The following is a 24,956-nucleotide window of genomic DNA, read 5'->3' as shown; positions in this document are numbered from 1 at the left end:
CAGCCATCAGATTCCTGAGAAGAACGATGATGGCTGGTGAAAAGACGAGCGGCTAGCGGTAGTTAACGATAACCTGGATACTGCTAACATTGAAGGCGGGAATCAATCTTCCACCGCCGGGAACTTCCCAGATAAAGCGTAACGGCTCAATCGCGGGCACATCGGCAAAGGCGACAGTGGTTCCGCTCTGGGCGTCGAGTTGCACACAGCGTGTCTGGCTACACAAGCGTGTATTTAACCCCGCAGGCGTCGGGCCGATTAGCTCATAACGCCACGAAACTACCGTCATCAGGCCATTGACCGGCTGCGAAGGGGCAAGAACACGCGATGACATGGCCTGCCCACGATTGCTGAGAATGACCCCGATATTGCTTGCCTGCCATGCGCCGTTTCCGGCGGCATGGACAAACAAAGGCAACGCAAGAAGTAACCCGGCAAGCTTACGCATTATTTGCCTCCGATGGTCGCCGTCATCCGAATAGGACGGTTATCTGACATTTCCATGTTCGACAACACCACCAGTTGCGGCAGGCTGCGCCGCAGGAAGCGAGACAGCAACGGACGTAACGCATGGTTGACCAGCAGTACCGGCGGCGCGCCAAGCATCTCCTGACGCTGCAATGCTTCCTGGGTTTGCTCAAGTAAACGATCGGCAAGGCCCGGCTCCAGCCCACCGCCGCCTTGCAATGCTTGCAACAGCAGGCGTTCGAGCGGCGTATCAAGGCCAATAACCTGCACTTCGCCACTGCCAGGGAACCATTGCTGCGTAATCGCACGGCCCAGCGCCACGCGAACAACCGTGGTCAGTTCGTAGGGATCGGTTTGCAGCGGAGCGTGTTCTGCCAGCGTCTCCAGAATGGTGCGCATATCGCGGATCGGCACTTTTTCTGCCAGCAGGTTTTGCAGCACTTTATGCAGCGTTGTCAGCGTAACAACTCCCGGCACCAGATCTTCGGTGAGTTTCGGCATTTCTTGCGTCACGCGGTCAAGCAGTTGTTGCGCTTCCTGACGCCCAAACAGCTCCGGCGCAAACTGGCCGATCACGTGGTTCAGGTGCGTTGCGACAACCGTACTGGCCTCCACCACGGTGAAGCCCTGGATCTGCGCCTGCTCTTTGAGGGCGCTCTCAATCCAGATAGCCGCCAGGCCAAAGGCCGGGTCGACAGTCTGTTCCCCTGGTAACGAACCTGCTGCGGTCCCCGGGTTAATCGCCAGCCAGCGCCCCGGATAGGCATCACCGCTCCCCACTTCCACCCCTTTCATCAGGATGCGGTAACGGGCAGGCGGCAAGTCCATGTTGTCACGAATATGCACCACCGGCGGCAGGAACCCCATGTCCTGGGCGAATTTTTTACGAATACTGCGGATACGCCCCAACAGTTCGCCATCCTGCTGGAAATCCACCATCGGAATCAGGCGATAGCCCACTTCCATGCCCAGTGAATCTTCCAGTTGCACATCATTCCAGGTGGCTTCCACCGCCTGGTTATTTTCTGGCATCTTGATTGGCGTCGCTTCCGCCGGCGCCTTCTCTTCTTTACCGCGCAGCCACCAGGCCAGCGCCAGCAGACCCACGGTGAAAAGCAGGAAGACAAAGTTCGGCATACCTGGGACCAGGCCAAACAGACCCAGTACCGCGGCACTGAGCACCATTACGCGTGGGTTAGTAAACAACTGGCTAACCATCTGCTGGCCAACGTCTTCATCGTTTGCCACGCGGGTCACGATAACACCCGCTGCGGTGGAGATAACCAGCGCCGGGATCTGTGCCACCAGACCATCACCGATGGTCAACAGGGTGTAACTCTGCGCCGCATCGCCCATCGACAGGCCATGCTGCAACACGCCCACCAGCAGACCGCCGATGACGTTGATAACCATGATCAGGATGCCCGCGACGGCGTCACCGCGCACAAACTTACTCGCACCGTCCATAGAGCCGTAGAAGTCAGCTTCCTGGGTCACATCGGAACGACGACGTTTCGCCTCATCTTCACCGATAAGCCCGGCGTTAAGGTCGGCGTCGATCGCCATCTGTTTACCCGGCATCCCGTCCAGTACGAAACGTGCGCCCACTTCCGCGATACGCCCCGCACCTTTGGTGATAACCATAAAGTTGATGATAACGAGGATGATGAACACCACGATACCGATGGCAAAGTTACCGCCAACAAGGAAGTGACCAAAGGCTTCAACCACCCTCCCCGCCGCCGCCGTGCCGGTATGGCCTTCCAACAGAATGATACGGGTAGAGGCAACGTTCAGCGCCAGGCGCAGCAACGTGGTAAACAGCAATACGGTGGGAAATGCCGCGAACTCGAGGGTTTTCTGGGTGAACATCGCCACCAGAAGCACCATAATCGAGAGCGCAATGTTGAAGGTAAAAAGCAGGTCGAGCACGAATGCCGGCAACGGCAAAACCATCATCGACAGAATCAACAAAATCAGCAGGGGCCCCGCCAGAATTTGCCATTGTGTTGATTTCAGGTTGCCAGGCAGACGCAACATTGCCACCAGATTAGCCATCAGTGTCCTTCTCGTTCATAAAATCCAGCGACTCTGGCACTGGGAGATTTTCAGGTCTGGCCGGGCGTTTGCCCCCGGCCAAATTCCAGCGTTTCAATTGCCATACCCAGGCTAAAACCTCAGCCACGGCCGAGTAAAGCTGGCCTGGGATCTGCTGACCGATTTCAGCATGGCGGTACAGGGCGCGCGCCAGCGGCGGCGCCTCAAGAATCGGAATACGGTTTTCGCTGCCAATTTCACGAATACGCAGCGCAATCAAACCAGAACCCTTCGCAATCACTTTTGGCGCACTCATTTTATTCTCGTCATATTGCAGTGCGACGGAGTAGTGCGTCGGGTTCGTTACAATCACATCGGCTTTCGGCACATCTGCCATCATACGACGGCGCGCCGCGGCACGTTGTAGCTGGCGGATACGCCCCTTAACATGCGGGTCACCCTCCTGCTGTTTAAATTCATCACGGATATCCTGTTTGGACATGCGCAATTTTTTCAGGTGGCTGTAGATCTGCCAGAAGACGTCGAACCCCACCATCGGGATTATCGACAGCACGACCAACAGGCAACACATCCCGGCCAGATTCAGCGCGCTGGCCATCGCAGTGACCGGCGCTTCCATCATCAGGCGCATGATTTCCGGCCATTTATGCCACAGATAAAAGGCGGCCACGCTGCCCATCAGGGCCGTTTTCATGATGGCCTTGACCAGCTCTGCCACGACCTGCGCTGAAAACAGGCGCTTAATACCACTCAACGGGTTAATTTTGGAAAAATTAAACTGTACCGATTTTCCGCTTAATACCAGTCCACCCAGTACCGGGGGAGCAGCAAGCGCCACCAGCACCACACCAGTCACCAGCGGCAATAGCGCCAGCACGGCATTTTTGAGCAACTCGATGAGATGCCCAAGGATCATTTTTTGGTCATTGATAATGCCATGATCAAAACGTAAACCCGACGACATGATACCCGACAGTTTGCGGGCAAACGCGTCCCCACCCATCCAGAGCACGCCCACCCCAACAAAGAGCATCAATATTGATGTCAGCTCTTTCGATCGGGGAATTTGCCCTTCCTCACGGGCCTTCTCTTTTCGGTGGGGTGTGGGGGCTTCTGTTTTGTCGTCGCTATCGTCTGCCACGGCTCAAATCCACGGGTAGATGTTTGATGACATAATGCCAGAGTCAAGTCGGTCTAATGGGCAGAGTAAGGCATAAAAACACGGGGTTTTCGCGATTTGAGAAAAGGAAAAGTACATGTACTTATCCGCCAACGATATACTACCGCGTGGGTCAGAAAAGCTGCTTTTGCAGCGTATGCCTATATAAAAGATATAAAACGTAATTAACACAGGGATGATAACCATGCTGTTCAATCAGGAGCAAAGACGTCATCACACAATGATGTGTCTCGCAGCGGTACTGATTTATCATTGTTTTTTCTTTATTGTGGCACTGCTACCCAATTATGCCGCGCTCTATCATTCAGGTTTTGCTGCGCTATTTGTCGGCCTGGCCGTGAGCTTGCCGTGCACACTCCTGCTCTGGCGATACTACAACCATCACTACCCTTTTATGCCGTTGGGGCAATTTAACCCCGGTTATTTCGCATTGGGCTTACTGGCTATTATCGCACTCAATATTGTCTGGCAGTTTTTGGGGATCGAAGAAGAGTGGGTGGCATCGCTAAAGAGCTACTCGGTTTCTGCGCGTTGGGGGCTGGCGTTCGCCATTTGTTTTATTGCCCCATTTTGTGAAGAGGTGATTTTTCGCGGCTTCTTACTCAACGCCTTTCTGCGCTGGGGACGCTTTGCCAGGCAGCAGAGCATCGTGGTGACTTCGGTAGCCTTTGCGCTTATGCATACGCAATATCACGCGCCAGCCACCTTTATCTGGCTGTTTACTTTTTCGGCTCTGCTTTGCGTGGTAAGAATGACATCCGGTGGGCTACTGCTGCCAATGCTGCTACATATGCTAAATAACACCGCCTCATTTTCCTTGTCCACGATGAGCTAAAAAAACGGGAAGCATTGCTGCTTCCCGTTTTATCAGTATGGTTCAGTGCAAGAGCATCAGAAACCGAGACTGTCGAGCAGATCGTCAACCTGATCCTGGCTTGCCACCACGCCCGCTTTCGTAGCATCAAGCTGCGGCCCATTGAGCAGACTTTCGTTTTCACGTTTCGGACGCGCAGACTGATCGGGAATGTTTTCGATCAGCACCATCAGAAGCTGTCGTTCAATTTCCTGAATCACATCCATCATACGCTTGATAACCTGACCGGTAAGGTCCTGGAAATCCTGCGCCATCATGATGTCTAACAGTTGCGCGTTGGTGAAGCTGGTGTGGCCCGGCACATCCCCGAGGAATTTACGGGTGTCGGTCACCAGTTCACGGGCATCTTTCAGCTCGATAGGATTTTCAAACCACTCATCCCAACGCCTGGACAGGGATTTGGCCCCTTTTTCCATCGCATCCTGATGCGGTTGCGACGCCTCGACGCTATTGAGTGCGCGTTCAGCTGCCTGCGCGGTCATCTGCACCACGTAATCAAGACGATCACGGGCATCAGGAATGGCTTCCGCCGCTTCAGCAATCGCCTGATCCAATCCCAATTCACGTAAACTGTCACGCAGCATACGTGTCAGGCTACCGATACGGGCAATGATATCGCTGGCTGAATGTTCTTCCGTAGGTTTAATTGAAGGTTGAATCATCGTCCAGTCCTCACATGCCGAGTTTCTCGAAAATCTTACCGAGTTTCTCTTCCAGGGTTGCAGCAGTGAAAGGTTTCACTACATAGCCGCTCGCGCCAGCCTGAGCCGCCGCGATAATGTTTTCTTTTTTCGCTTCTGCCGTGACCATCAGTACCGGCAGCGAAGACATGTTGCCGTCAGCACGAATCGTCTTAAGCAGTTCCAGTCCGTCCATGTTCGGCATGTTCCAGTCGGAAATGACGAAACCAAAACCACCGGTCTGGAGTTTGTTCAGCGCGTCAACGCCGTCTTCGGCTTCCTCGACGTTGTTGAACCCCAGCTCTTTTAACAGGTTGCGCACGATACGACGCATCGTGGAAAAGTCGTCGACAACCAGAAATTTGAGCTCTTTATCCGCCATAAAACATCACTCCTCGTTAAATACGTATTGCCTGTCCGGCACTAATTTTTGCCAACATCTGCTGGCTTACCTGGCTAAGATCGACCACTTCGCTGACGCCACCCATATTGATAGCTTCGCGCGGCATGCCGAACACCACACAACTTGCCTCATTTTGTGCAATGGTCCAGGCTCCAGCCTGGTGCATCGCTAACATTCCGGCCGCACCGTCATTGCCCATCCCGGTGAGGATAACCCCCACGGCATTGCGCCCGGCGTATTTCGCGACCGAATGAAACAGTACGTCCACAGCAGGACGGTGACGGTTCACCGGCGGCCCATCGTGGATCTTAATCTGATAGTTTGCCCCGCTACGCGCCAGCTCCATATGCTTGTCGCCCGGCGCAATATACGCATGTCCTGGCAGGACACGCTCACCATCTTCCGCCTCTTTCACGGTGATCTGGCACAGCTTATTCAGGCGTTCGGCAAACGAACGGGTGAACCCTGGCGGCATGTGCTGCGTAATAAGAATACCTGGACTTGACAGCGGCAATGGCTGGAGTACATGACGAATTGCCTCTGTTCCTCCGGTTGAAGCGCCAATGGCCAGCAATTTTTCCGAACTTAACAACGGACCAGACTTCAACGCTGCCGGGGCTGCCGACATGGGTTTATGTGCCGCAAGGCGCGCGCGCGAGGCGGTACGCACTTTTTCGGCGATCATTTCGCTGTAGGCCAGCATCCCTTCGCGAATACCGAGCTGGGGTTTAGTGACGAAATCAATCGCCCCTAACTCCAGCGCACGCAGCGTCACTTCTGAGCCTTTTCCCGTCAGGGAAGAAACCATCACGACCGGCATCGGACGCAGGCGCATCAGTTTTTCCAGGAAATCCAGACCGTCCATCCGCGGCATTTCCACATCAAGCGTCAGCACATCAGGGTTAAATTTTTTAATTAAATCCCGTGCAACCAACGGATCCGGCGCCGTCGCCACCATTTCCATATCGCTGTGGCTATTGATAATTTCGGTCATGATTTGGCGCATCAATGCAGAATCATCGACGGACATTACCCTGATTTTACTCATGCTTTATCCTTACTCAGCGCGTAAACGGTTTGACCACGCAGGCTAAACTCACGCACAAGGTTGCTGAAATTCTCCGAATGCCCGGCAAAAAGTAGTCCGTCAGGCTTAAGCAATGGTGCAAAACGATGCAAGATATCCTGCTGCGTCGTTTTATCAAAATAAATCATTACGTTACGGCAAAAAATCGCGTCAAACGGTCCAGGGACGTTATATTGTTTATCGAGCAAATTCACCGAGGTGAAATCAACATAATTCGACAGTTCCTGACGCACGCGCACCAGACCGGCATGGGGCCCGGTTCCGCGCATGAAGTAACGCTGTAGCTGTTGCGGCGACAGCGTTTTCAATTCATCCTGGCGATATACACCGTTACGGGCTTTTTCCAGCACTTCGGTATCAATATCGCTGGCAATTACCTTGAAACGACCCGGCGCCATACCGAGTGCATCTGCCAACGTAATCGCAATGGAATATGGCTCTTCACCAGTCGACGCCGCGGCACTCCAGACGCGATACTCGCCGGTACGCTTACGGGCATGCTCCGCAAGGACCGGGAAGTGGTGAGCTTCCCGGAAAAATGCCGTGAGGTTAGTGGTCAGCGAGTTTATAAAAGCCTGCCACTCGGCGCTATTTTGGTTCGCTTCCAGCATGCTCAGGTAGCGACCAAAATCATCCAGCCCAAGGGTGCGTAAACGACGAACAAGGCGGTTATAGACCATGTCCCGCTTGTGGTCGGCGAGCACGATCCCTGCGCGCTGATAAATCAACTGACATATTCGACGAAAATGCGCGTCAGACAGCGCAAGACGCTGAGTCATCTGTTGCATGAGTGATGACGTTTGCCCGGTAGGCATTGATGATGTCATAGCGCCTTCTCATTCTGATTTAGGATACAACCGGCACTCCTTTGGGGAGTACCGCGTCTGATGTAACGACATGTTCTTCTAACTTAAACACAGCCACCAAGGAGGTCAGATGATCTGCCTGATGCGCTAACTGATCGGTTCCCGCGGCGGCTTCTTCAACGAGCGCCGCATTCTGTTGGGTCACCTGATCCATCTGGCTTACTGCCAGTGCGACCTGCTCAATACCCCGGCGCTGTTCATCCGAAGCAGAGGCAATTTCGCCCATAATATCGTTCACCTGGGTGACTGAGTGGACGATCTCCATCATGGTTTGCGCAGAGGTATCCACCAGCACAGATCCCTGCTCAACACGTGAAACCGACTCTTCGATCAGGCCCTTGATCTCTTTGGCAGCCTGCGCGCTTCGGCTGGCGAGGTTACGCACTTCACCGGCAACTACCGCGAAACCACGTCCCTGCTCCCCTGCCCGCGCCGCTTCTACCGCCGCGTTTAATGCCAGAATATTGGTCTGGAAAGCGATACCGTCAATCACGCTGATAATATCGCCAATCTTTTGCGAACTGGCTGCGATCTCATGCATAGTACTTGCCACATTCGACGCCTGCTGCCCGCCCTTACGCGCCGTTTCCGCCGCGCTCTGTGCCAGAACAGATGCCTGACGAGCGTTATCAGCGTTTTGTCCCACAGTCGCCGTTAACTGTTCCATGCTGGCCGCCGTTTGAGCCAGCGACGCCGCCTGTTGCTCTGTACGCGCCGACAGATCGTTGTTGCCTTCGGCAATCTCCGAGATACCGGTATGCATCGCATAGCTGCCCTGGCGAACATCGGTCACAGTAGAACGCAGTGCAGTCTGCATCTTTTTGAGGCTGGCAAAAATGGCTGAAATTTCATTTTTACCAGATACTGCAATCGATCGCGCCAGATTGCCCTCAGAAATACTGTCAAAGTGACTACTGATAATGGCCAGTGGCTGAACAATCATCTTACGCGACCACCACAGCGCGGACGATGTCAGCAACGCGGCCAGAATCACCACCACCACAAAAATCACCGCCGAGCGCTGATAGTTGTTCAGGCCCTCAGCCTTAGCTATTTCCACAAAGTGGTTAATATGCTGCTGCCAGGCCGTAAAGTTTTGATTAAACGCATCCTGGGACTGCTGAACCGGCGCCGACATAAAATCGGATAGCTGGTTACTTTCGAGCCACGCGGCCTGGTGTTCCAGATCGCCATGCCAGGCTATATAAGCGGCTTTTGTCCCTTCCTGCAGACGCTTACCCTCATCGGTCAACGCCGGGATATTCAGAAACTCATTAATACTGTTATCGGCATCTTTCAGATTATCTTTCGCCTGTTTCATCAGCGCCTTGATATCTTCCGGCGGATAACTCAGCGCCGTTAACGTACCGGCTTTATTCAGTGATGTACTGGCCTGTAATAACCAGGCGCGGGTTTGCATAAGCGCGCTGCGCTGGATGTTACTTTTTTCAACTTCCGTTAAATGGGCGGTGCTTTGACGAAACGCCCAAAACGACAATCCGTTGCTCCCTACCTGCAAAACGCCACAAACGATCAAGATCAAAAACAGTGTCGTAGAAATTCGAATACGGTTTAACATCAACGCTCCCATCAGGCGGCAAAGTGCCGCGGGTTAAAGCAGTTAAAAAGTTTCCCAGTTATCGTTTTGTCCGGTCGTTAGCTGACGGGCTCTGGAAGGAACCCTCGTAATGTCTGCCGCCGGATTAAGCGCTCCTTGCGCGATTTTTGTAGGGACAGAAGAGAGACGGAAAGTTGAAACCGCTTGCGTCAAACTGCTGGCTTGTTCTTCTAATGCAGCCGCAGCGGCGGCAGATTGTTGTACCAGCGAGGCGTTTTGCTGCGTGACGCGATCCATTTCGGATACCGCCAGCGCAACCTGGTCGATGCCACGGCTCTGTTCATCAGAGGCCGAAGCAATCTCACCCATAATGTCGTTTACACGGGTTACTGCACTGACGATATCGCCCATCGTCTCACCGGCGCTTTCAACCAGTACCGAACCGGTATCCACGCGGGAGACAGAGTCTTCAATCAGCGCTTTGATTTCTTTTGCCGCCTGAGCGCTGCGGCTGGCAAGGTTACGCACTTCGCCAGCAACCACCGCAAAGCCACGACCCTGCTCACCGGCGCGGGCGGCTTCAACCGCCGCGTTGAGGGCAAGGATATTGGTCTGGAAGGCAATACCGTCGATGACACCGGTAATATCGGCAATTTTTTGCGAACTGGCGGCAATGTCATGCATGGTTTTCACCACGCCATCCACCACTTTACCGCCGCGTTCAGCGGTTTCTGAGGCGCTCTTCGCCAGCAGCGATGCCTGACGGGCATTTTCGGCGTTCTGTTTCACCGTTGCGGTCAGCTCTTCCATACTGGCAGCCGTCTCTTCCAGCGCCGACGCTTGTTCTTCGGTACGCGATGACAGGTCATTGTTACCCGCGGCGATTTCGCTGGTGCCAGAGTGAATAGCATCAGAACCGGCACGCACATTGGTTACCGTATCAATCAATGAGCGCTGCATATGATCAACGCTTTGGGCCAGATCGGTAATCTCACTGCGCCCTTCAACCACCAGCGTATCGGTCAAATTGCCGCTGGCGATTTCACGAATGTGTTTAATGACGGCGGTCAACGGCGCCAGCAGAATGCGGCGAATGCCGTACCAGACCAACGCCAGCACAACGACCAGGGCCAGCGCGAGGGCCGCCATCTGCCATTTTGCAAAGTTATAATCACTTACGCTTTCGTCATAGGCTTTACGATACAGCGATTCGCTTAACTGGGCATATTTGCCCATCGCATCACCGAGACCGTTTTGCATACCCTGCGTTGGCTGCGCAAAGTAGCCATCCATGTTGCCGCCTTCCAGAAACTGCACCAGTTCCGTTAGTCCCGCCGCATAGGTTTTATACTTTTCATCCAGCACCTGACGCGTCTCTTCCATCGCGGGTACCGATGGCATGGCACGGAAGGCATCGTAGTGTTTTGCCGCATCAGCCAGGCTGGATTTCGCGCTTTTTAATAAATCAGTTTTAGCGCTACTTTGTTGGTTGTTCGGGTCCATCATCATACGCGCGGACGAACGGCTCAGGTTGATACGTGTTTGCAGCATCAGTTCCCAGGTTTTCGTCAGTTCGGTCTGTTGCATGCGCAGATCGTTGGAAACCGCAAAGCTTTGCTGATTTTGATTAAGAGAAGAGAATAAAAGCCCGCCCGAGAGCAACTGCAGCAGCGCAAACACTACCAGTACACTCATCAGCATTGTGACAACGCGAATACGGTTCAACATGCTACACCTTCCTGAAAACTTGTTAACGGTGTTATCGGCAAGGGGCTATAGAACTTTACATTTGCGAAAGGGAATTAAACCGTCTCAATCTCATTGTGCGAGGTAACATCCATCAAATGGAATGTTAACGTCTGTAATTTCACTAAAAAAGCCAGCGCGAAAGTCATGTTTTGGTATCTGCCCGTCTGCCTGGGCGGCTCATTTGTCTGTTCCTGTTACAGGTGCGTAACGTTTGATTGATACGATTTTACGCATGCAAAAATCCGGACTATGCGACGGGTTTAGAGGAAATCAGCGGGTAACAGGCAGGAAAGGAAAGAAACCCCCACGCGATGGCGCAGGGGTTTAGAGACGCGCGATTAGGCGACGTGGGTAGCTGCGATATCCAGCAGTGCCATCTCGTCGCTGTTCAGCAGTTTTTCGATGTTGACCAGAATCAGCATACGCTCACCCAGTGCGCCAAGACCTGTCAGGTACTCGGTGGACAGGGTAACCGCGAATTCCGGTGCCGGGCGGATTTGATCCGCAGCCAGCGACAGCACGTCAGATACGCCATCGACAACAATCCCAACCACGCGCTGACCAAAGTTCAGGACGATGACCACCGTGTTATCGTTGTATTCAACGTCAACCTGGCAGAACTTCACGCGCAGGTCGACGATGGGCACGATGACACCACGTAAGTTAGTGACACCCTTGATAAAGTCAGGCGTGTTGGCGATACGGGTGACCTGGTCATAGCCACGAATCTCCTGCACTTTCAGAATATCGATACCGTATTCTTCATCGCCCAGGGTAAATACCAGGAATTCCTGGCCCGATGGCTCGCCAGCCAGTTTTGTTACATTGCTCATACCGGTCATGTTTTTACCTTCTTTTAACTCAGTCAGGCGGCAGTGTGCGCCACACGTTGTTCACGGTTTAATCCCTGTAGTGCCGAAACATCAACAATCAGCGCAACGCTACCATCACCAAGGATGGTTGCCGCAGAAATTCCCGGCACTTTGCGGTAATTGCTTTCAAGGTTTTTCACTACTACCTGATGCTGACCAATCAATTGATCAACCAGCAATGCATAGCGACGACCGGCACTTTGCAGGATAACGACAATCCCCTGCGTAGCTTCGGTTTTCGCGCCATTAACATCAAATACTTTCCACAACTCTACCAGCGGCAGGTACTCGCCACGCACTTCGAGTACGCGCTCGCCACCGGCCAGTGGGTGCAAATCTTCTTCGCGCGGCTGCAGTGATTCCATCACCGCGTTCAGCGGCAGAATGAACACTTCATCGCTCACTTTAACGGACATGCCGTCAAGGATTGCCAGCGTCAACGGCAGCAGAATGCGGATTGTGGTACCTGCGCCCTGACGTGATTTGATCTCAACGTGGCCGCCCATCTCCTGGATATTACGTTTCACCACGTCCATGCCCACGCCACGCCCGGAGACATCGGTCACCTGCTCAGCGGTGGAGAAGCCCGGTGCGAAGATCAGCATGCCGACCTCTTCGTCGCTCATGTTTTCGTGCACCGGCATACCCTGCGATATGGCTTTTGCCAGGATACGTTCACGGTTCAGGCCTGCACCATCATCGGTGACTTCGATGCAGATATTGCCACCCTGATGTTCTGCGGAAAGGGTCAGGTTGCCAATCGGTGATTTACCCGCTGCAACGCGTTTTTCCGGAACTTCAATCCCGTGGTCAAGGCTGTTACGCACCAGGTGCGTTAACGGATCAATGATGCGTTCAATCAGGCTTTTATCCAGTTCCGTCGAGCTACCTTGCAGGGTCAGTTCAACCTGTTTATCCAGCTTGCTCGCGAGGTCACGCACCAGACGCGGGAAGCGGCTGAATACATATTCCATCGGCATCATACGGATAGACATGACCGATTCTTGCAGATCGCGTGCGTTACGCTGCAACTGCGTCATGCTGGTAATCAGGTCGCCGTGGGTAACCGGGTCCAGTTCGTTCGAGCGCTGAGCCAACATCGACTGCGTAATAACAAGCTCGCCGACGAGGTTAATCAACTGGTCAACTTTCTCTACCGCAACACGGATACTGGTTGACTCACTGGCGCGGGCCGGTTTTTCACGACCAGCGGGTTGCTCTTTGGCGACCGCTTTCAGCGCCGCGACAGGTGCAGCCTGGACAACCGGGGCCGGGGCTGAAACCGGGGCCGCCGCCGCTTCTGGTGCGGCCTCTTCAACGGCTTCAACCGTTGCAGCTTCCGCAGACGCGGTTTCCACAGGTACGCTGGCGTTTTCAAAGGCGATCTGGTCTGCTTCTATAACGAAGCACAGCACCGCAATGATATCATCCTGACTAACACCGCCATCCAGCGTGACGCGTAAGGTATCCGTCCCTTTTACAACGTCGGTGAGCGTACCGAGGTTACCCAACTCTTCTTCCAGAAGGCTGACTTCGTTTTCTTTTAGACGCGACAGCACAATACGCAGCTTTCCGTCATCGGCTGGGCTCGCCGGAGCGGCAGCCTCAGCGTCCTGTGCGGCGCTTTCAACAACGGACAATTTGGCGCTATTGGCTGCAGCCGGAACAGCTTGCCCTTTGGCTTCCAACGCTAATTGACGCAACGCATTGCAGATATATTCAAAGCTGGCGGCATCTGGCTCCGTAGAGCTTTTATAGGCATCGAGCTGTTCCTGCATAATATCTTTGGTTTCCAAAAACAGGTTAATGATGTCAGTGTTGAGCTGCATTTCCCCACGGCGGGCTTCATCAAGCAGGTTTTCCATCAGGTGCGTGGTTTCCTGCAAAATGGTGAAGCCAAACGTGCCCGCACCGCCTTTAATAGAGTGGGCGGCACGAAAGATGGCATTGAGTTGTTCAGAGTCCGGCGCTTCTGGCACCAGGTCTAACAAATGCTGCTCCATGTCGGCCAACAACTCGTCAGCTTCATCAAAGAACGTCTGATAAAAATCGCTAATATCCATGCTCACGCAATCACCTCGACTCGGGTTGTGGCGATGTTGTAACTGCCGCCGCAGGCGCGGATGCTGGCGCTGGCGCCGCTTCTGCCTCCGGCTGTGTAATGACGCTTATTGGCACATTCTGGCTTTCGGCGTTCTCATGCAGAATGGCTTCTTCTGCTTGTTTGTTTAGCACCAACAGGCTGATACGGCGGTTGATCGCCTCATTCGGTCCGCGCTCTGCCAGCCTCATTGTGGCTGCCATGCCAATGACTCGAAGCATTTTTCCATCGTCGAGACCCCCAACAACCAGTTCTCGTCGCGAGGCGTTTGCACGATCCGCGGAAAGCTCCCAGTTGCTGTATCCTTTCTCACCGTTGGCGTAGGGATAGTCATCGGTGTGTCCGGAAATGCTAATTTTGTTTGGAATACCATTTAGTACCGGTGCTATAGCCCGCAAAATGTCACGCATATAGGGCTCCACTTCTGCCCGGCCGGTTTTAAACATCGGTCGATTCTGGCTATCGATAATCTGAATACGCAAACCTTCCTGAACAAGATCGATCTTGAGGTGCGGGCGTAAAGCACGCAATTTCGGATCGGCTTCGATCAGTTGGTCCAGATCGCCGCGCAATTTTTTCAGCCGCGCTTGCTCCATGCGTTGTTTGAGATCATCAATGTTCGGCTGTTTTTTAACTTCACCCTGCTGCTGTGTGTAGTCATCGCCACCGCCCGGAATCGGACTGTCGCTATTCGAAATTCTTGGCCCACCCGTTACCGCTGTTGCAAGGGGTGTACGAAAGTATTCGGCAATCTGAATCAGTTCTTTAGGGCTAGAAATTGAGATAAGCCACATAACCAGGAAAAAAGCCATCATCGCCGTCATAAAGTCGGCATAGGCTATCTTCCAGGAGCCGTGCGCTCCCCCGCCATGTCCTTTATGTTTCTTGCGTCTTACGACGACGATAGGATGGGACTGATTTTTCATGCGTCCTCAGTCGTTGTCTGTTGGTTAGGGTTTCTTACCGCGCGCACGTGTTCATCCAGTTCGACAAACGACGGACGTTCGGTTGAGTACAGCGTTTTACGCCCAAACTCGACGGCAATTGGCGGCGCGTAGCCATTCAGATTCGACAACAGTGTGATCTTGACGCACTGCATCATTTTGGTGGTTTCGGCGCTTTTCTGACGCAACACGCTGGCCAGCGGAGAAATAAAGCCGTACGCCAACAAAATACCAAGGAAGGTTCCCACCATCGCGTGGGCAATGAGCGCACCAAGCTCCGCCGCCGGACGGTCCGCCGAGGCCAGTGCGTGAACCACGCCCATAACCGCCGCAACGATACCAAATGCGGGCAACGAATCCCCTACCGCCGCCAGGGCGTTGGCCGGGACTTCCGCTTCACTTTCGTGGGTTTCGATCTCTTCGTCCATCAGCGCTTCAATTTCGAAGGTGTTCATATTGCCGCTGATGATAAGACGCAGATAATCAACAATAAATTCGAGCATGGTGGCATCGGCAAGGATGCGCGGATAGCTGGCAAAAATCTCGCTCTCTTTCGGGTTTTCGATATCCCGTTCAAGGGAGAACATCCCCTGCTGGCGAGACTTCGCCATCAGCCGGTAGAGCAGCGCCAGCAAATCCATGTACATACTTTTTGTGTATTTGGAGCGGCGAAACAGCAAAGGTAACGCCTTGATGGTGCCCTTGATGGCTTTACCATTGTTGCCGACGATAAACGCACCGATGCCAGCGCCGCCAATGATGATAAGCTCGGACGGTTGATAAAGTGCGCCAAGGTGCCCGCCGGTCATCATATACCCGCCAAGGACAGCACCCACAACCACTATGTAACCTAATACGATAAGCACGACATCATCCTTCCGCTAATGACTATGGCAAGGAAGACAAATCGCAGGGTTTTCACGAAAGGCAGGGAAAAAAAAAGCAGCGGTATAACTTCACCGCTGCTGGAGTTTGTCCCACACCTTGTTCGGTCAAACAGCCTGATCGATCTGTTCTTCCAGCAGTTGTGGAATAATATCGGCAGCATCCCGGGAAAGTTTACGTCTTTTTACCGCACGAGAAGGCGGCTGGCATAAACTACAGGCGAAACTGCCAACAGGCTGATGCGCGTGGGTGATAAAGTTACCACCACAGCAGTTACAGCGAGACAACTCCAGCATTCCGCTTTCCACGAAACGTACCAAAGTCCAGGCACGAGTCAGAGCCAGCAGCGGCCCTTCATCAGGCTGAGGGCATTGTTCGAGATAGAGTCGATAAGCTTTGATGACTGCATCAACGCCGCTGCATAACCCGGTTTTTAGTAAGAATTGCCAGGCATTACAGAACATTGAAGCATGAATATTTTGCTCCCACGTCATAAACCAGTCGGTGGAGAATGGCAGCATACCTTTCGGCGGCGGGCTACCACGCAGCTCTTTGTAAAGCTTGATGAGACGACCACGGCTCAGTTGCGTCTCACTCTCCAACATTTGCAAACGTGCGCCCAGCGTAATCAGTTCCATTGCTAACTGAATATCGCGAGCTTCTTGAACAATACTTTTCTCGCTCATGATTACGCCCTTTTCTTCCGGGCTGGTTCACCTGATTGGGTGGATTCATTCAGCAGACGAGTAGAGAGCAGAATGCCGGTATGGATTTGCTGTAAATCATCCACACGGGATTCCTGAGTCAGACGCGTAATGGTCTGATGGTTGTCAAAGCGGAACTGACAAATAACTTGATTTGTTTCAGCGAGCTTAACCATCTGAGGAAGAGTTAACTCTCCCAGCGTATTCGCCATTTCTTCGTTAACACCTAAGCGGAACATGGCGGACGCTTTGTCCTGACTAATTAAACGCTGAGCAAGGAGCAGATATGACAGATTGATGTCATAAATGTGTTTCAGCAACTCGGATGTATGCATTTTTCCCATCCCGAATAACCAACTTGTATCTTATGCGGACAAACCGCACCCCGTGATGTCGCCGGGAAAAAACCCGGTATAAAAAGAAAGGCTAAATGCATAACAGACTTAGGATCTCGTGCGGCAGGTCTCTCGCTCAAATGTTTTTACCTTGCCACACTCTTAATCATTTCTTACAAAGAACTAAGATTTTTCCTAATTCGACGCAACTGTACTCGTAGGTGCTGAGACATACAATGTGACCAGAGTGAAATTTTGGAAAAAATGTGATCCACATCACATAATTTACGCATTTCCTGGTAAGAAATCTATCAGTCTTGCTTCTGAATTGATTATTTTTTGTTCTAACAATCCATTTTTCTATTCTTTTAATGCGAATACTCATTCATATGACATATCGAAATACGGCGCAGTGGTCAGATGTGTACTATCTTTAGGCGTTTAAAATACACAATTCGTCTCTAATAAAGAGACAATAATAAATACCTTTATAAAACAAGAAATTACAAATACAGCCATGCTTATTAATTGCCGCGCGGGATCATTTTAAATTTGTTAATCAGGACGATTAATAATTTAGGGATTTAACTTTAAATTCTTAAAATTTCGCTTAAGCACTTAATTATAATTAAGATGATTAAACTTCAAACTGTCCATTTCATAAGATTAATTAATGAATATTTATGAGTTTCTTCACAAGTTTGTCATATTGGTCTATTGCTACGTTGGCGCAAACGGAGTAATGGTGATATGTGAACCTCATAGATAAGGAGCCAGTCATGGGCTACACGCATCTGTTGGTTGCGGTATCGGCCTCGCCGGAAAGCCACGCCCTGGTGGCAAAAGCGGTGTCAATAGCACGTCCGTTTCACTCCCGCTTAACCCTCATCACACTAACGTCCGATCCCGAAATGTATAACCAGCTTGCGGCACCGATGATGGAGAATGTGCGCGAGATTCTGCAGGAAGAGACGCAACAGTTTATGAACGACCTGGTCAGCCGCGCTGATTACCCCATTGAACAGGTGATTATTACCTCTGGTGAGCTCAGCGAGCACGTGCTGCATACCTGTCGTACACAGGGCGTCGACCTGGTTATCTGTGGGAATCACAATCAGAGTTTTTTTGCGCGAGCAGCCTGCTCCGCTAAAGCGATAGTCGGTTCGTGTAAAGTGGATGTCTTGCTGGTGCCATTAAGCGAATAACCCCTCCCGCGTAACGGAAGGGGCTCTTGTCAGGCCATTTTCGGGAAGGTCGCCACTTTGTTTTGCAGGCTACTGTGAGCACTACGTGGCGTGATGCGCTTTAAATCGCTTATAAACCGTTCTTGCCAGTGGTTGATATCATTTTGCTCAATCACCTTAAGCATTTCAGCATGGCGCGCGATACGCTCAGCCAGCGGCATCGTCAGTGCCCTGTCCATCGCGGCAGCCACATCATCCCGGTCGTAAGGGTTAACAATCAGCGCCGAGGTTAGCTCGTTTGCCGCACCGGCAAATTGCGACAGCACCAGTACGCCCGGATTCGCAGGATCCTGCGCGGCAACATACTCTTTCGCGACCAGGTTCATCCCGTCACGCAGTGGTGTGACCAGCCCGACTTCCGCGTATCTGAAGACTTTCATTAGCACTTTGCGATCAAAGTGCTGGTTCAGATAATAGAGCGGCGTCCAGCCAAGCTGACCATATTTCCCGTTAATGCGCCCTGCTTCCGTTTCCAGTTGATGACGGATGTCCTGGTAGGCCTGTACTTCGCCACGCGAAGTCGGTGCGATTTGCGTGTAGCGAATCTTGCCGTGATGCTGCGGATACTTCTCCAGCAGCGTTTCATAGGCGAGAAAACGCTCCGGCAACCCCTTGGAGTAATCCAGACGCTCAACGGAGAAGATATTCTTGACGTTTTTCAGCTCGTTTTTCAGTTGCGCCAGTTTGGGTGGCAACGGCCCCGAAGCCTGCTGGGCAATCTCTTTCGGTTCGATACCGATAGGGTAAACCTCGGTCTGGAATGTTTTGCCCCATGCGGTATGGTGCGTACCGCCGCGTGTTGTCAGTCGTGTTTGGGTAGACAGACAGTCAAGGAACGCCAGACGATCGCTCTCGGTCTGGAAACCCAGCAGGTCATAGTCACACAACTGCTCAAGCAGTTCGGCATTCGGCGGCAGCGCGTTGAAGATTTCCGGGGTCGGGAAAGGAATATGCAGGAAGAAACCAATACGGTTATTCACCCCACGCTTGCGCAATTCACTGGCAAAAGGCAGCAGATGGTAATCGTGGATCCACAGATTGTCGTCATCTTCTACCAGCGGTAATAACTTATCCGCCAACAGGGAATTTACCCGCTGATAGCCCTCCCATGCCTCACGCTGGAACTTCACCAGGTCCAGGCGATAATGGAAAGCCGGCCATAACACGGCGTTGGAAAATTGAGAATAATATTGCTCGTAATTCTCTTCGCTGAGGTTAAAGGAAGCCCATGTGATATTTCCACGCGAGACCTTTTTCAGCGGTGCATCTTCATCACCAATTTCACCACTCCAGCCGAACCATAATCCGCCCGTGGCTTTTAATGCTCCCAGAATCCCTACGGCCAGCCCACCTGCACTGGACTTTTTATCGTCAGGCGGAGCAATGCGATTAGATACTACGACTAAGCGACTCATAGCCATCTCTCCTGTTTGTTAGCGCCTTTTTTTCTTGTTCTTGATGGTCAGTTATACGTTTAAGCCACTGATGGACGTCATTCACACAACCCAAACGCCATTGCGCGTGAGTTGCACCAGCCCCTACTTTCACCGAAATACCTGATTTCGCGTTCACGACCTCAAAGCCGTGCTCATCCGTCAGATCATCGCCGATAAATACCGGTTTTCTGCCCTTAAACGGCGATTCCTGTAAAAACGCGTCTATAGCGGCACCCTTGTTGATGCCAGACGGTTTAAGTTCGATCACACATTTGCCTGGCTGCATCGCCAGTTGGCCCCAGGTCTCAACCATTTTGCGTGCCAGAGCGAAGATGGCCTCTTCATGCTCCGGTGCCTGCCGATAATGCAGAGCGAACGCCATCCCCTTGGTTTCAAGCTCGGCACCCTTAAGTGCGGCCATTCCCGTAGTCAGTGCCTGTTCCAGCGGCTGGATGATCTCATCTGGCAACGTGACCCGGTGAGTTTGACCGTTGATATCGCGGCGCTCTGCCCCATGAACTCCGGCAAGGGGAAAACGGTAAGGCCTGGCAAGCTTGTCCAGCTCTGCCATTGAGCGCCCTGAGATCAATGCCACCGCGCCATCATTCATTTCAGCAAGGCGTGCGAGCCGCTTGAGAACATCCGGCGGAACAAAAACCTGGTCAGGGTGAGGTTTGATATCAGCGAGGGTTCCGTCAAGATCGAAGAAAAAAGCAAAATTTCCGGAAAAGACAGGCGGTTCAGATAACAGGTCAGCCACCCTGGTTTCCTCCTTAATGGTCAACGGTGAAAGGTCTCATACGATAACCTTTCATTATCATTAGCCATGTAAGTATAGACAGTGTGACGCTGCTCGCCATTTTATGCATAACCCATCAACCATTCTGGCGGTTGATGGGTTACTGGAGGTATGCTTAAAGATCAATCATCATAGCGATGACAGGAGGATTAAACCGTCCGTTTAGCCTTCTGTTTGTAGCGGTCAAAAATCACCGCAGCCAGCAAGATCAAACCACGCACCACATACTGGGCAAACGGCGAGATGTTAAGCAGGTTCATCGCATTCTCTACCGTCCCCAGAATCAGGATCCCGGCAACCACGTAAGAGATTTTACCGATACCGCCTTTCAGCGAAACCCCACCCAGCACGCAGGCCGAAATCACAATCAGCTCATACCCGATAGAGGTCATCGGCTGACCGCTTGTCATACGCGAGGCCAGGATAATCCCTGCCGCCGCGGATACCAGCCCGGACAGAACAAAGATAATGATTTTCGTGCGCACCACGGGTACCCCCGCAAGACGCGCCGCTTCTTCATTGCCGCCAATTGCCAGCGTGTTTCGACCGAACGTCGTTTTGTTTAACAGGAAGCCAAACACGATCAGGCAGGCGACAGTCAGCCAGATTGGCGCAGGCAGCCCCAGCCAGTTGGCATAACCAAGCGTAAAGAAGCTCTCGTCTTCAATACCGACCGCTTTACCATCGGAAATGATATAAGCCAGCCCGCGCACGATTTGCATCGTGGCAAGGGTCGTGATCAGGGCGTTAATTTTCAGCCGGGCAATCACAAAACCGTTAATAAACCCGCTCACCACGCCCAGCATCAGGCCAGCAAATACGCCCAGCCACAGGCTACCTGACATGTTGATCACCACTGCGGTAGTAACACCAGCACAGGCGATGACGGATGCAACCGAAAGGTCGAAGTCACCGGAGGCCAGACAGAACAACATCCCGCAGGCCACCATACCGGACATGGAGATTGCAAGCCCCAGCCCTTTCATGTTCACAAACGAGGCGAAGTTCGGCACAAAAACGGCGCAGCCGATAAACAGTGCGGCAAACACCACCAGCATACCGAACTGATCCCAGATGCGGCCCAGGCTAAAGGCCGATGGCGACTTCGGTGCGCCAGAAGAAGTTACAGATGACATCATATTCTCCTTGCTCAGGCGACAGCCTGGCTAACTTTAGGCATCGCGAGGCTGAGCGCTCGCTGTTCATCGGCCTGACCATGAAGCAATTCACCGGCAATTTCGCCTTCGCGCATCACCACGATGCGGTCGGCGACGCCAAGGACTTCCGGCAGGTCGCTTGAGGCAAACAACACCGCTACACCACGGGCTGCCAGCGCATAGATAACGTTATAGATTTCATGCTTGGCCCCCACATCAATCCCGCGAGTGGGTTCATCGAGCAAAATGACCTTCATCTCTTCCGATAACCAACGTCCCAGAATGGCCTTCTGCTGATTCCCCCCGGAAAGATTCATAATTAACTGGTCGGCACTGGGCGTTTTGATATTCAGGCTACGAATATGATGCTCGGCGTTCTGCGCCTCCCAGCCGTTATTGATCAAACACCCTGCATGGATAAACTTACGCCGGGCGCTGATATTGATATTCTCCTGTACGGAGTGGACGGGAATAATCCCTTCTGCTTTACGGTCTTCCGGGCAGAGCATCATACCGGCGCTAATGGCATGGGATGGTTTCTGGATATTAACCTCAGCACCGTCAATAAAGACTTTCCCTTCGGTAATTCGCGTACCACCGAACAAACCTTTCATTAACTCGCTGCGCCCTGCTCCTACCAGACCGAACAGGCCAACAATCTCGCCGCTGCGTACGGTCAGGCTAATCGGTGTGCGAACACCGGGTGCTTTAACCTGATCGAGGCGTAGCCGTTCATCGCCATAGTCGCGCGGCTGCCAGCCGTAGATGTCGCCCAGGTCACGGCCAACCATCGCCTGTACTAGCTGGTCATGGTTAACCTGCTGCATGTCCGTGAACGTACGGACATAACGTCCATCTTTAAACACGGTAATGGCATCGCTGAGGGCGAAGATCTCTTCCATGCGGTGCGAAACATACAAAATGACGCGCCCTTCTTTGCGCAGCTCACGAATAACCCTGAACAGGTTTTCGATTTCGCGCGCCGACAGTGAGCTTGTCGGTTCATCAAAGGCAATAACTTTGGCGTTACGGGCCAGCGCTTTCGCAATTTCGACCATCTGCCACTGGCCGATGGAGAGATATTTGAGCGGTGTCTGCGGATCAATATCCAGCCCCAGATGCTTGAGTTGCAGACCCGCTTCATAATTAAGGAGTGAGCGGTTAACGATCCCGCTTTTATGGGGTAACTGGCCGAGATAGATATTCTCCGCCACCGTCATTTCCGGTACCAGATGCAGTTCCTGGTAGATGATAGCCACACCGGCATTGAGCGCCGCCGTAGTATCCGCGAAGCTAACATCCTGTCCTTTAATTGCCAGCGTACCGGTCGTCGGTGCGTAATTACCGCTGAGAATTTTCAACAGGGTCGACTTACCCGCGCCATTCTCCCCCATCAACGCGTGGACCTGACCGGCATGACAGTCAAAGCTGATATCGCTCAGGGCCTTGACGCCGGGGAACGTCTTGCCGATGCCGCGGAAGGAAAGATAAGGAGTAGAGTCTTGCATAACGTCTCCGTGAATCAGTTCAGTGTACTTCTGGCCCCCCCTGATAAGGGAGGGCACAACCATCAGAGATTTACTTCACGCCTAACCCTTTTTTCGCCAGCTCTTCTTTGAAGTTATCGCGAGTGATCAGCACCACATCGGTAACCGCAGTGAATTTCGGCGGCTCAACACCTTTGGTCACCCAGTTGTAGAGCAGCTCGCTGGTTTTATAGCCATGCACATCCGGGCTTGGCAGCAGAGAACCGTAGAAGCCGGTCGCCTGCGCTTTCGACAGCTCGCTCACCGCGTCCACACCGTTAATACCAATGCCAATCACATCCGCAGCTTTAAAGCCCTGGCCTTCGGTTGCACGCACGCCGCCCAGGACGGTGTTATCGTTCATACCCAGCACCAGCCAGTGTTTCACTTCCGGATGTTGCACCAGCAGAGAGTTACCGGCATCAAACGCACCGGGGATATCGTTTGATTTTGTCGGTACCTGGTAAATTTGTTTTTCCGGGAAACCCGCGGCTTTCAGCGCATCCATTGAACCGGTGGTACGGCGACGTGCGGTATCCAGTTCATTGGCCGTGATCGCCATAACGCCGGTCGTTTTCACATCCCAGCCGCGTTTTTGCATCTCTTTGTACAATTCCTGACCCTGACGCGCGCCGATTTCGCTGGCGGCCATCATGACCAGAGGCACGGAGGTCATCGGTTCGCCTTTGGCGTTAACGAACTGATCATCCACGGTAATGACTTTCATGTCATAACCGCGCGCTTTAGCAACAATCGCGGAACCTAATTTCGGGTCCGGCGTACAGATAACGAAGCCTTTTGCGCCGCTCGCTGCCAGACTGTCGATGGCATTCAGTGTTTTTTCGCCATCCGGAACGGCGATTTTAATCACCTCAAACCCTAAATCCTTGCCCGCCTTATCGGCGAATTTCCATTCAGTCTGGAACCAGGGTTCTTCAGGTTGTTTTACCAAAAAACCCAGTTTCATTGTTTCAGCAATAGCGGATTGTGACATAACGGCGGCAAGGCCAATGGCTGCTAACGCTTTAGTGAATTTGTGCATGGTTAACTCCAGCTTTGACTTTCTTTTACGTAGGGAAAAATAACTACCGGTTAACTTAAAAGGTCATAAAACAAGGCATTAGGATCCGTGCTTCCCTGGATACCTGTGCTGGCAGTAGTTTTAGCGGGAAATTGATTCTCCATAGGAGAGCAATATCACACCGCAGAATTACAGTAATTCCGTACATAAATTCAGCGGATTAAGACATAAAAATGGGCGTATTTGTCGTACAAATCAGAAGGGTATTAGCAGGATAATCCATAGCTCCAGCTCGGTTATCCTTGTCCCCCGATACAAGGTGTATCGGGGTGTACAGGTTACCAATGGTAATAAATATGATCTGCGTGATCGCGCACGGGGGTTTCATCACCCAGCAAGCGTGCCGACAGGGCAAACGCAAAATCAAATGCGTGGCCAAGACCTTTGCCGCTTAACAGATTGCGGTCTTCCACCACCGGGGCATCAACATACTCACCGTTTCGAACTCCTTGCCACAAATCGCCGGAGCAGACGTAGCGGCGGCCATCCAGCAGGTCATTGCCGCCAAGCACTCTTGCGGCCGCGGAGCAAATCGGGCAAATCAACCTGTTCTGCGCATCGTGATGCTTAACAAATGCGATAACTTCTGTGTTCGCGGCAAGGTTAACACTGCCCTGCGGGCCACCCGGAAGCACCACGGCGTCGTAAAGTGTGTCAGCACGCTCGCTCAGCGTGCTGTCTGCCACCATCGGAATATTGTGATAGCTCACTACCGCACGTGATTGTGCGCAGGCCAGCGTTTCAACCTCGATATTCAGGCGACGCAGAATGTCGATGGTAATAATCGCCTCTGCCTCTTCAAACCCTGGCGCTAACAACACCGCCACTTTTTTCATTGCCTACTCCTTACCCTGTTGTTGTCATCAATTGTCCATACATTAAATCAAAACGGTGTTTCAAAATCGTTCTTAAGTCACATTCTTGCCGCCAGGCGTGCGCAAGTCGTCAC

At 52.5% G+C, this 24,956-nt stretch carries 23 protein-coding genes; 2 read left to right on the top strand and 21 right to left on the bottom strand.

Features of this window, described 5'->3' with window-relative positions:
- Nucleotides 1-52: 52 nt before the first annotated feature.
- From IP582_RS09045 to flhB, 3 genes are read right to left on the bottom strand one after another with little or no spacing between them, the layout of a single operon-like run.
- Entirely contained in the window at nucleotides 53-448 is a 396-nt protein-coding gene (locus IP582_RS09045; RefSeq protein WP_193795702.1) for a flagellar protein FlhE, read from the bottom strand.
- Complete coding sequence (gene flhA, locus IP582_RS09040) at nucleotides 448-2,526, bottom strand: flagellar biosynthesis protein FlhA (protein WP_039078697.1); 2,079 nt, start codon at nucleotides 2,524-2,526, stop codon at nucleotides 448-450. The genes IP582_RS09045 and flhA overlap by 1 nt, the downstream gene beginning before the upstream one ends.
- Nucleotides 2,519-3,667, bottom strand: a complete 1,149-nt coding sequence (gene flhB / locus IP582_RS09035; protein ID WP_193795701.1) for a flagellar biosynthesis protein FlhB — start codon at nucleotides 3,665-3,667, stop codon at nucleotides 2,519-2,521. Before flhB ends, flhA begins: the two co-directional genes overlap by 8 nt.
- A gap of 259 nt (nucleotides 3,668-3,926) precedes the next feature.
- Between flhB and IP582_RS09030 the strand changes: the two genes are divergently transcribed.
- Nucleotides 3,927-4,541 carry a type II CAAX endopeptidase family protein gene (locus IP582_RS09030; RefSeq protein ID WP_193795700.1) on the top strand — a complete coding sequence of 205 codons (615 nt, stop codon included), beginning with the start codon at nucleotides 3,927-3,929 and terminating at the stop codon, nucleotides 4,539-4,541.
- 56 nt (nucleotides 4,542-4,597) lie between these two features.
- On the opposite strand, the gene cheZ is transcribed toward IP582_RS09030, so the two are convergent.
- The 12 genes from cheZ to flhD all read right to left on the bottom strand — a co-directional run bounded on the left by cheZ (nucleotide 4,598) and on the right by flhD (nucleotide 16,764).
- Nucleotides 4,598-5,242 (bottom strand): protein phosphatase CheZ, encoded by a 645-nt coding sequence (gene cheZ / locus IP582_RS09025; protein WP_165158868.1) that lies wholly within the window; start codon nucleotides 5,240-5,242, stop codon nucleotides 4,598-4,600.
- 10 nt (nucleotides 5,243-5,252) lie between these two features.
- Complete coding sequence (gene cheY / locus IP582_RS09020) at nucleotides 5,253-5,642, bottom strand: chemotaxis response regulator CheY (protein WP_039078693.1); 390 nt, start codon at nucleotides 5,640-5,642, stop codon at nucleotides 5,253-5,255.
- A 16-nt stretch (nucleotides 5,643-5,658) separates the two neighbouring features.
- Nucleotides 5,659-6,711, bottom strand: coding sequence for a chemotaxis response regulator protein-glutamate methylesterase (locus IP582_RS09015; RefSeq protein WP_039078692.1), 1,053 nt, complete (start codon nucleotides 6,709-6,711; stop codon nucleotides 5,659-5,661).
- Nucleotides 6,708-7,577, bottom strand: coding sequence for a protein-glutamate O-methyltransferase CheR (gene cheR / locus IP582_RS09010; protein ID WP_039078691.1), 870 nt, complete (start codon nucleotides 7,575-7,577; stop codon nucleotides 6,708-6,710). The genes IP582_RS09015 and cheR overlap by 4 nt, the downstream gene beginning before the upstream one ends.
- Nucleotides 7,578-7,596: 19 nt before the next feature.
- Nucleotides 7,597-9,195, bottom strand: a complete 1,599-nt coding sequence (gene tap, locus IP582_RS09005; protein ID WP_193795699.1) for a methyl-accepting chemotaxis protein IV — start codon at nucleotides 9,193-9,195, stop codon at nucleotides 7,597-7,599.
- A 42-nt stretch (nucleotides 9,196-9,237) separates the two neighbouring features.
- Complete coding sequence (tar, locus tag IP582_RS09000) at nucleotides 9,238-10,902, bottom strand: methyl-accepting chemotaxis protein II (RefSeq protein WP_193795698.1); 1,665 nt, start codon at nucleotides 10,900-10,902, stop codon at nucleotides 9,238-9,240.
- Between the two features lie 359 nt (nucleotides 10,903-11,261).
- Complete coding sequence (cheW, locus tag IP582_RS08995) at nucleotides 11,262-11,765, bottom strand: chemotaxis protein CheW (RefSeq protein WP_039078682.1); 504 nt, start codon at nucleotides 11,763-11,765, stop codon at nucleotides 11,262-11,264.
- Between the two features lie 23 nt (nucleotides 11,766-11,788).
- Nucleotides 11,789-13,864 carry a chemotaxis protein CheA gene (gene cheA / locus IP582_RS08990; RefSeq protein ID WP_193795697.1) on the bottom strand — a complete coding sequence of 692 codons (2,076 nt, stop codon included), beginning with the start codon at nucleotides 13,862-13,864 and terminating at the stop codon, nucleotides 11,789-11,791.
- A gap of 4 nt (nucleotides 13,865-13,868) precedes the next feature.
- Nucleotides 13,869-14,822, bottom strand: coding sequence for a flagellar motor protein MotB (gene motB / locus IP582_RS08985; RefSeq protein ID WP_039078680.1), 954 nt, complete (start codon nucleotides 14,820-14,822; stop codon nucleotides 13,869-13,871).
- Complete coding sequence (motA, locus tag IP582_RS08980; protein WP_039078679.1) at nucleotides 14,819-15,706, bottom strand: flagellar motor stator protein MotA; 888 nt, start codon at nucleotides 15,704-15,706, stop codon at nucleotides 14,819-14,821. Before motA ends, motB begins: the two co-directional genes overlap by 4 nt.
- Before the next feature lie 126 nt (nucleotides 15,707-15,832).
- Nucleotides 15,833-16,411, bottom strand: a complete 579-nt coding sequence (flhC, locus tag IP582_RS08975) for a flagellar transcriptional regulator FlhC (RefSeq protein WP_193795696.1) — start codon at nucleotides 16,409-16,411, stop codon at nucleotides 15,833-15,835.
- A gap of 2 nt (nucleotides 16,412-16,413) precedes the next feature.
- Nucleotides 16,414-16,764, bottom strand: a complete 351-nt coding sequence (gene flhD / locus IP582_RS08970; protein ID WP_228007953.1) for a flagellar transcriptional regulator FlhD — start codon at nucleotides 16,762-16,764, stop codon at nucleotides 16,414-16,416.
- A gap of 779 nt (nucleotides 16,765-17,543) precedes the next feature.
- Between flhD and uspC the strand changes: the two genes are divergently transcribed.
- Nucleotides 17,544-17,969 carry a universal stress protein UspC gene (gene uspC / locus IP582_RS08965; protein ID WP_039078676.1) on the top strand — a complete coding sequence of 142 codons (426 nt, stop codon included), beginning with the start codon at nucleotides 17,544-17,546 and terminating at the stop codon, nucleotides 17,967-17,969.
- Between the two features lie 29 nt (nucleotides 17,970-17,998).
- Here uspC and otsA read toward each other — a convergent pair whose 3' ends face one another.
- The 6 genes from otsA to IP582_RS08935 form a co-directional block, all read right to left on the bottom strand.
- Nucleotides 17,999-19,423, bottom strand: coding sequence for an alpha,alpha-trehalose-phosphate synthase (otsA, locus tag IP582_RS08960; protein ID WP_071194629.1), 1,425 nt, complete (start codon nucleotides 19,421-19,423; stop codon nucleotides 17,999-18,001).
- Nucleotides 19,398-20,204, bottom strand: coding sequence for a trehalose-phosphatase (gene otsB, locus IP582_RS08955; RefSeq protein ID WP_193795694.1), 807 nt, complete (start codon nucleotides 20,202-20,204; stop codon nucleotides 19,398-19,400). The genes otsA and otsB overlap by 26 nt, the downstream gene beginning before the upstream one ends.
- Before the next feature lie 188 nt (nucleotides 20,205-20,392).
- Nucleotides 20,393-21,382, bottom strand: coding sequence for an L-arabinose ABC transporter permease AraH (gene araH / locus IP582_RS08950; protein ID WP_162303309.1), 990 nt, complete (start codon nucleotides 21,380-21,382; stop codon nucleotides 20,393-20,395).
- A gap of 11 nt (nucleotides 21,383-21,393) precedes the next feature.
- Complete coding sequence (araG, locus tag IP582_RS08945) at nucleotides 21,394-22,908, bottom strand: L-arabinose ABC transporter ATP-binding protein AraG (RefSeq protein ID WP_193795693.1); 1,515 nt, start codon at nucleotides 22,906-22,908, stop codon at nucleotides 21,394-21,396.
- A 70-nt stretch (nucleotides 22,909-22,978) separates the two neighbouring features.
- A complete protein-coding gene (locus IP582_RS08940) occupies nucleotides 22,979-23,968 on the bottom strand; it encodes an arabinose ABC transporter substrate-binding protein (RefSeq protein ID WP_039078671.1) in 990 nt (329 codons plus the stop codon).
- 317 nt (nucleotides 23,969-24,285) lie between these two features.
- Complete coding sequence (locus tag IP582_RS08935; RefSeq protein WP_071194632.1) at nucleotides 24,286-24,843, bottom strand: DJ-1/PfpI family protein; 558 nt, start codon at nucleotides 24,841-24,843, stop codon at nucleotides 24,286-24,288.
- Between the last annotated feature and the right edge of the window lie 113 nt (nucleotides 24,844-24,956).

This window comes from Citrobacter sp. BDA59-3, assembly GCF_015167655.1.
GTDB lineage: Bacteria > Pseudomonadota > Gammaproteobacteria > Enterobacterales > Enterobacteriaceae > Phytobacter > Phytobacter diazotrophicus.
This window is presented reverse-complemented; position numbering and strand designations above follow the sequence as displayed.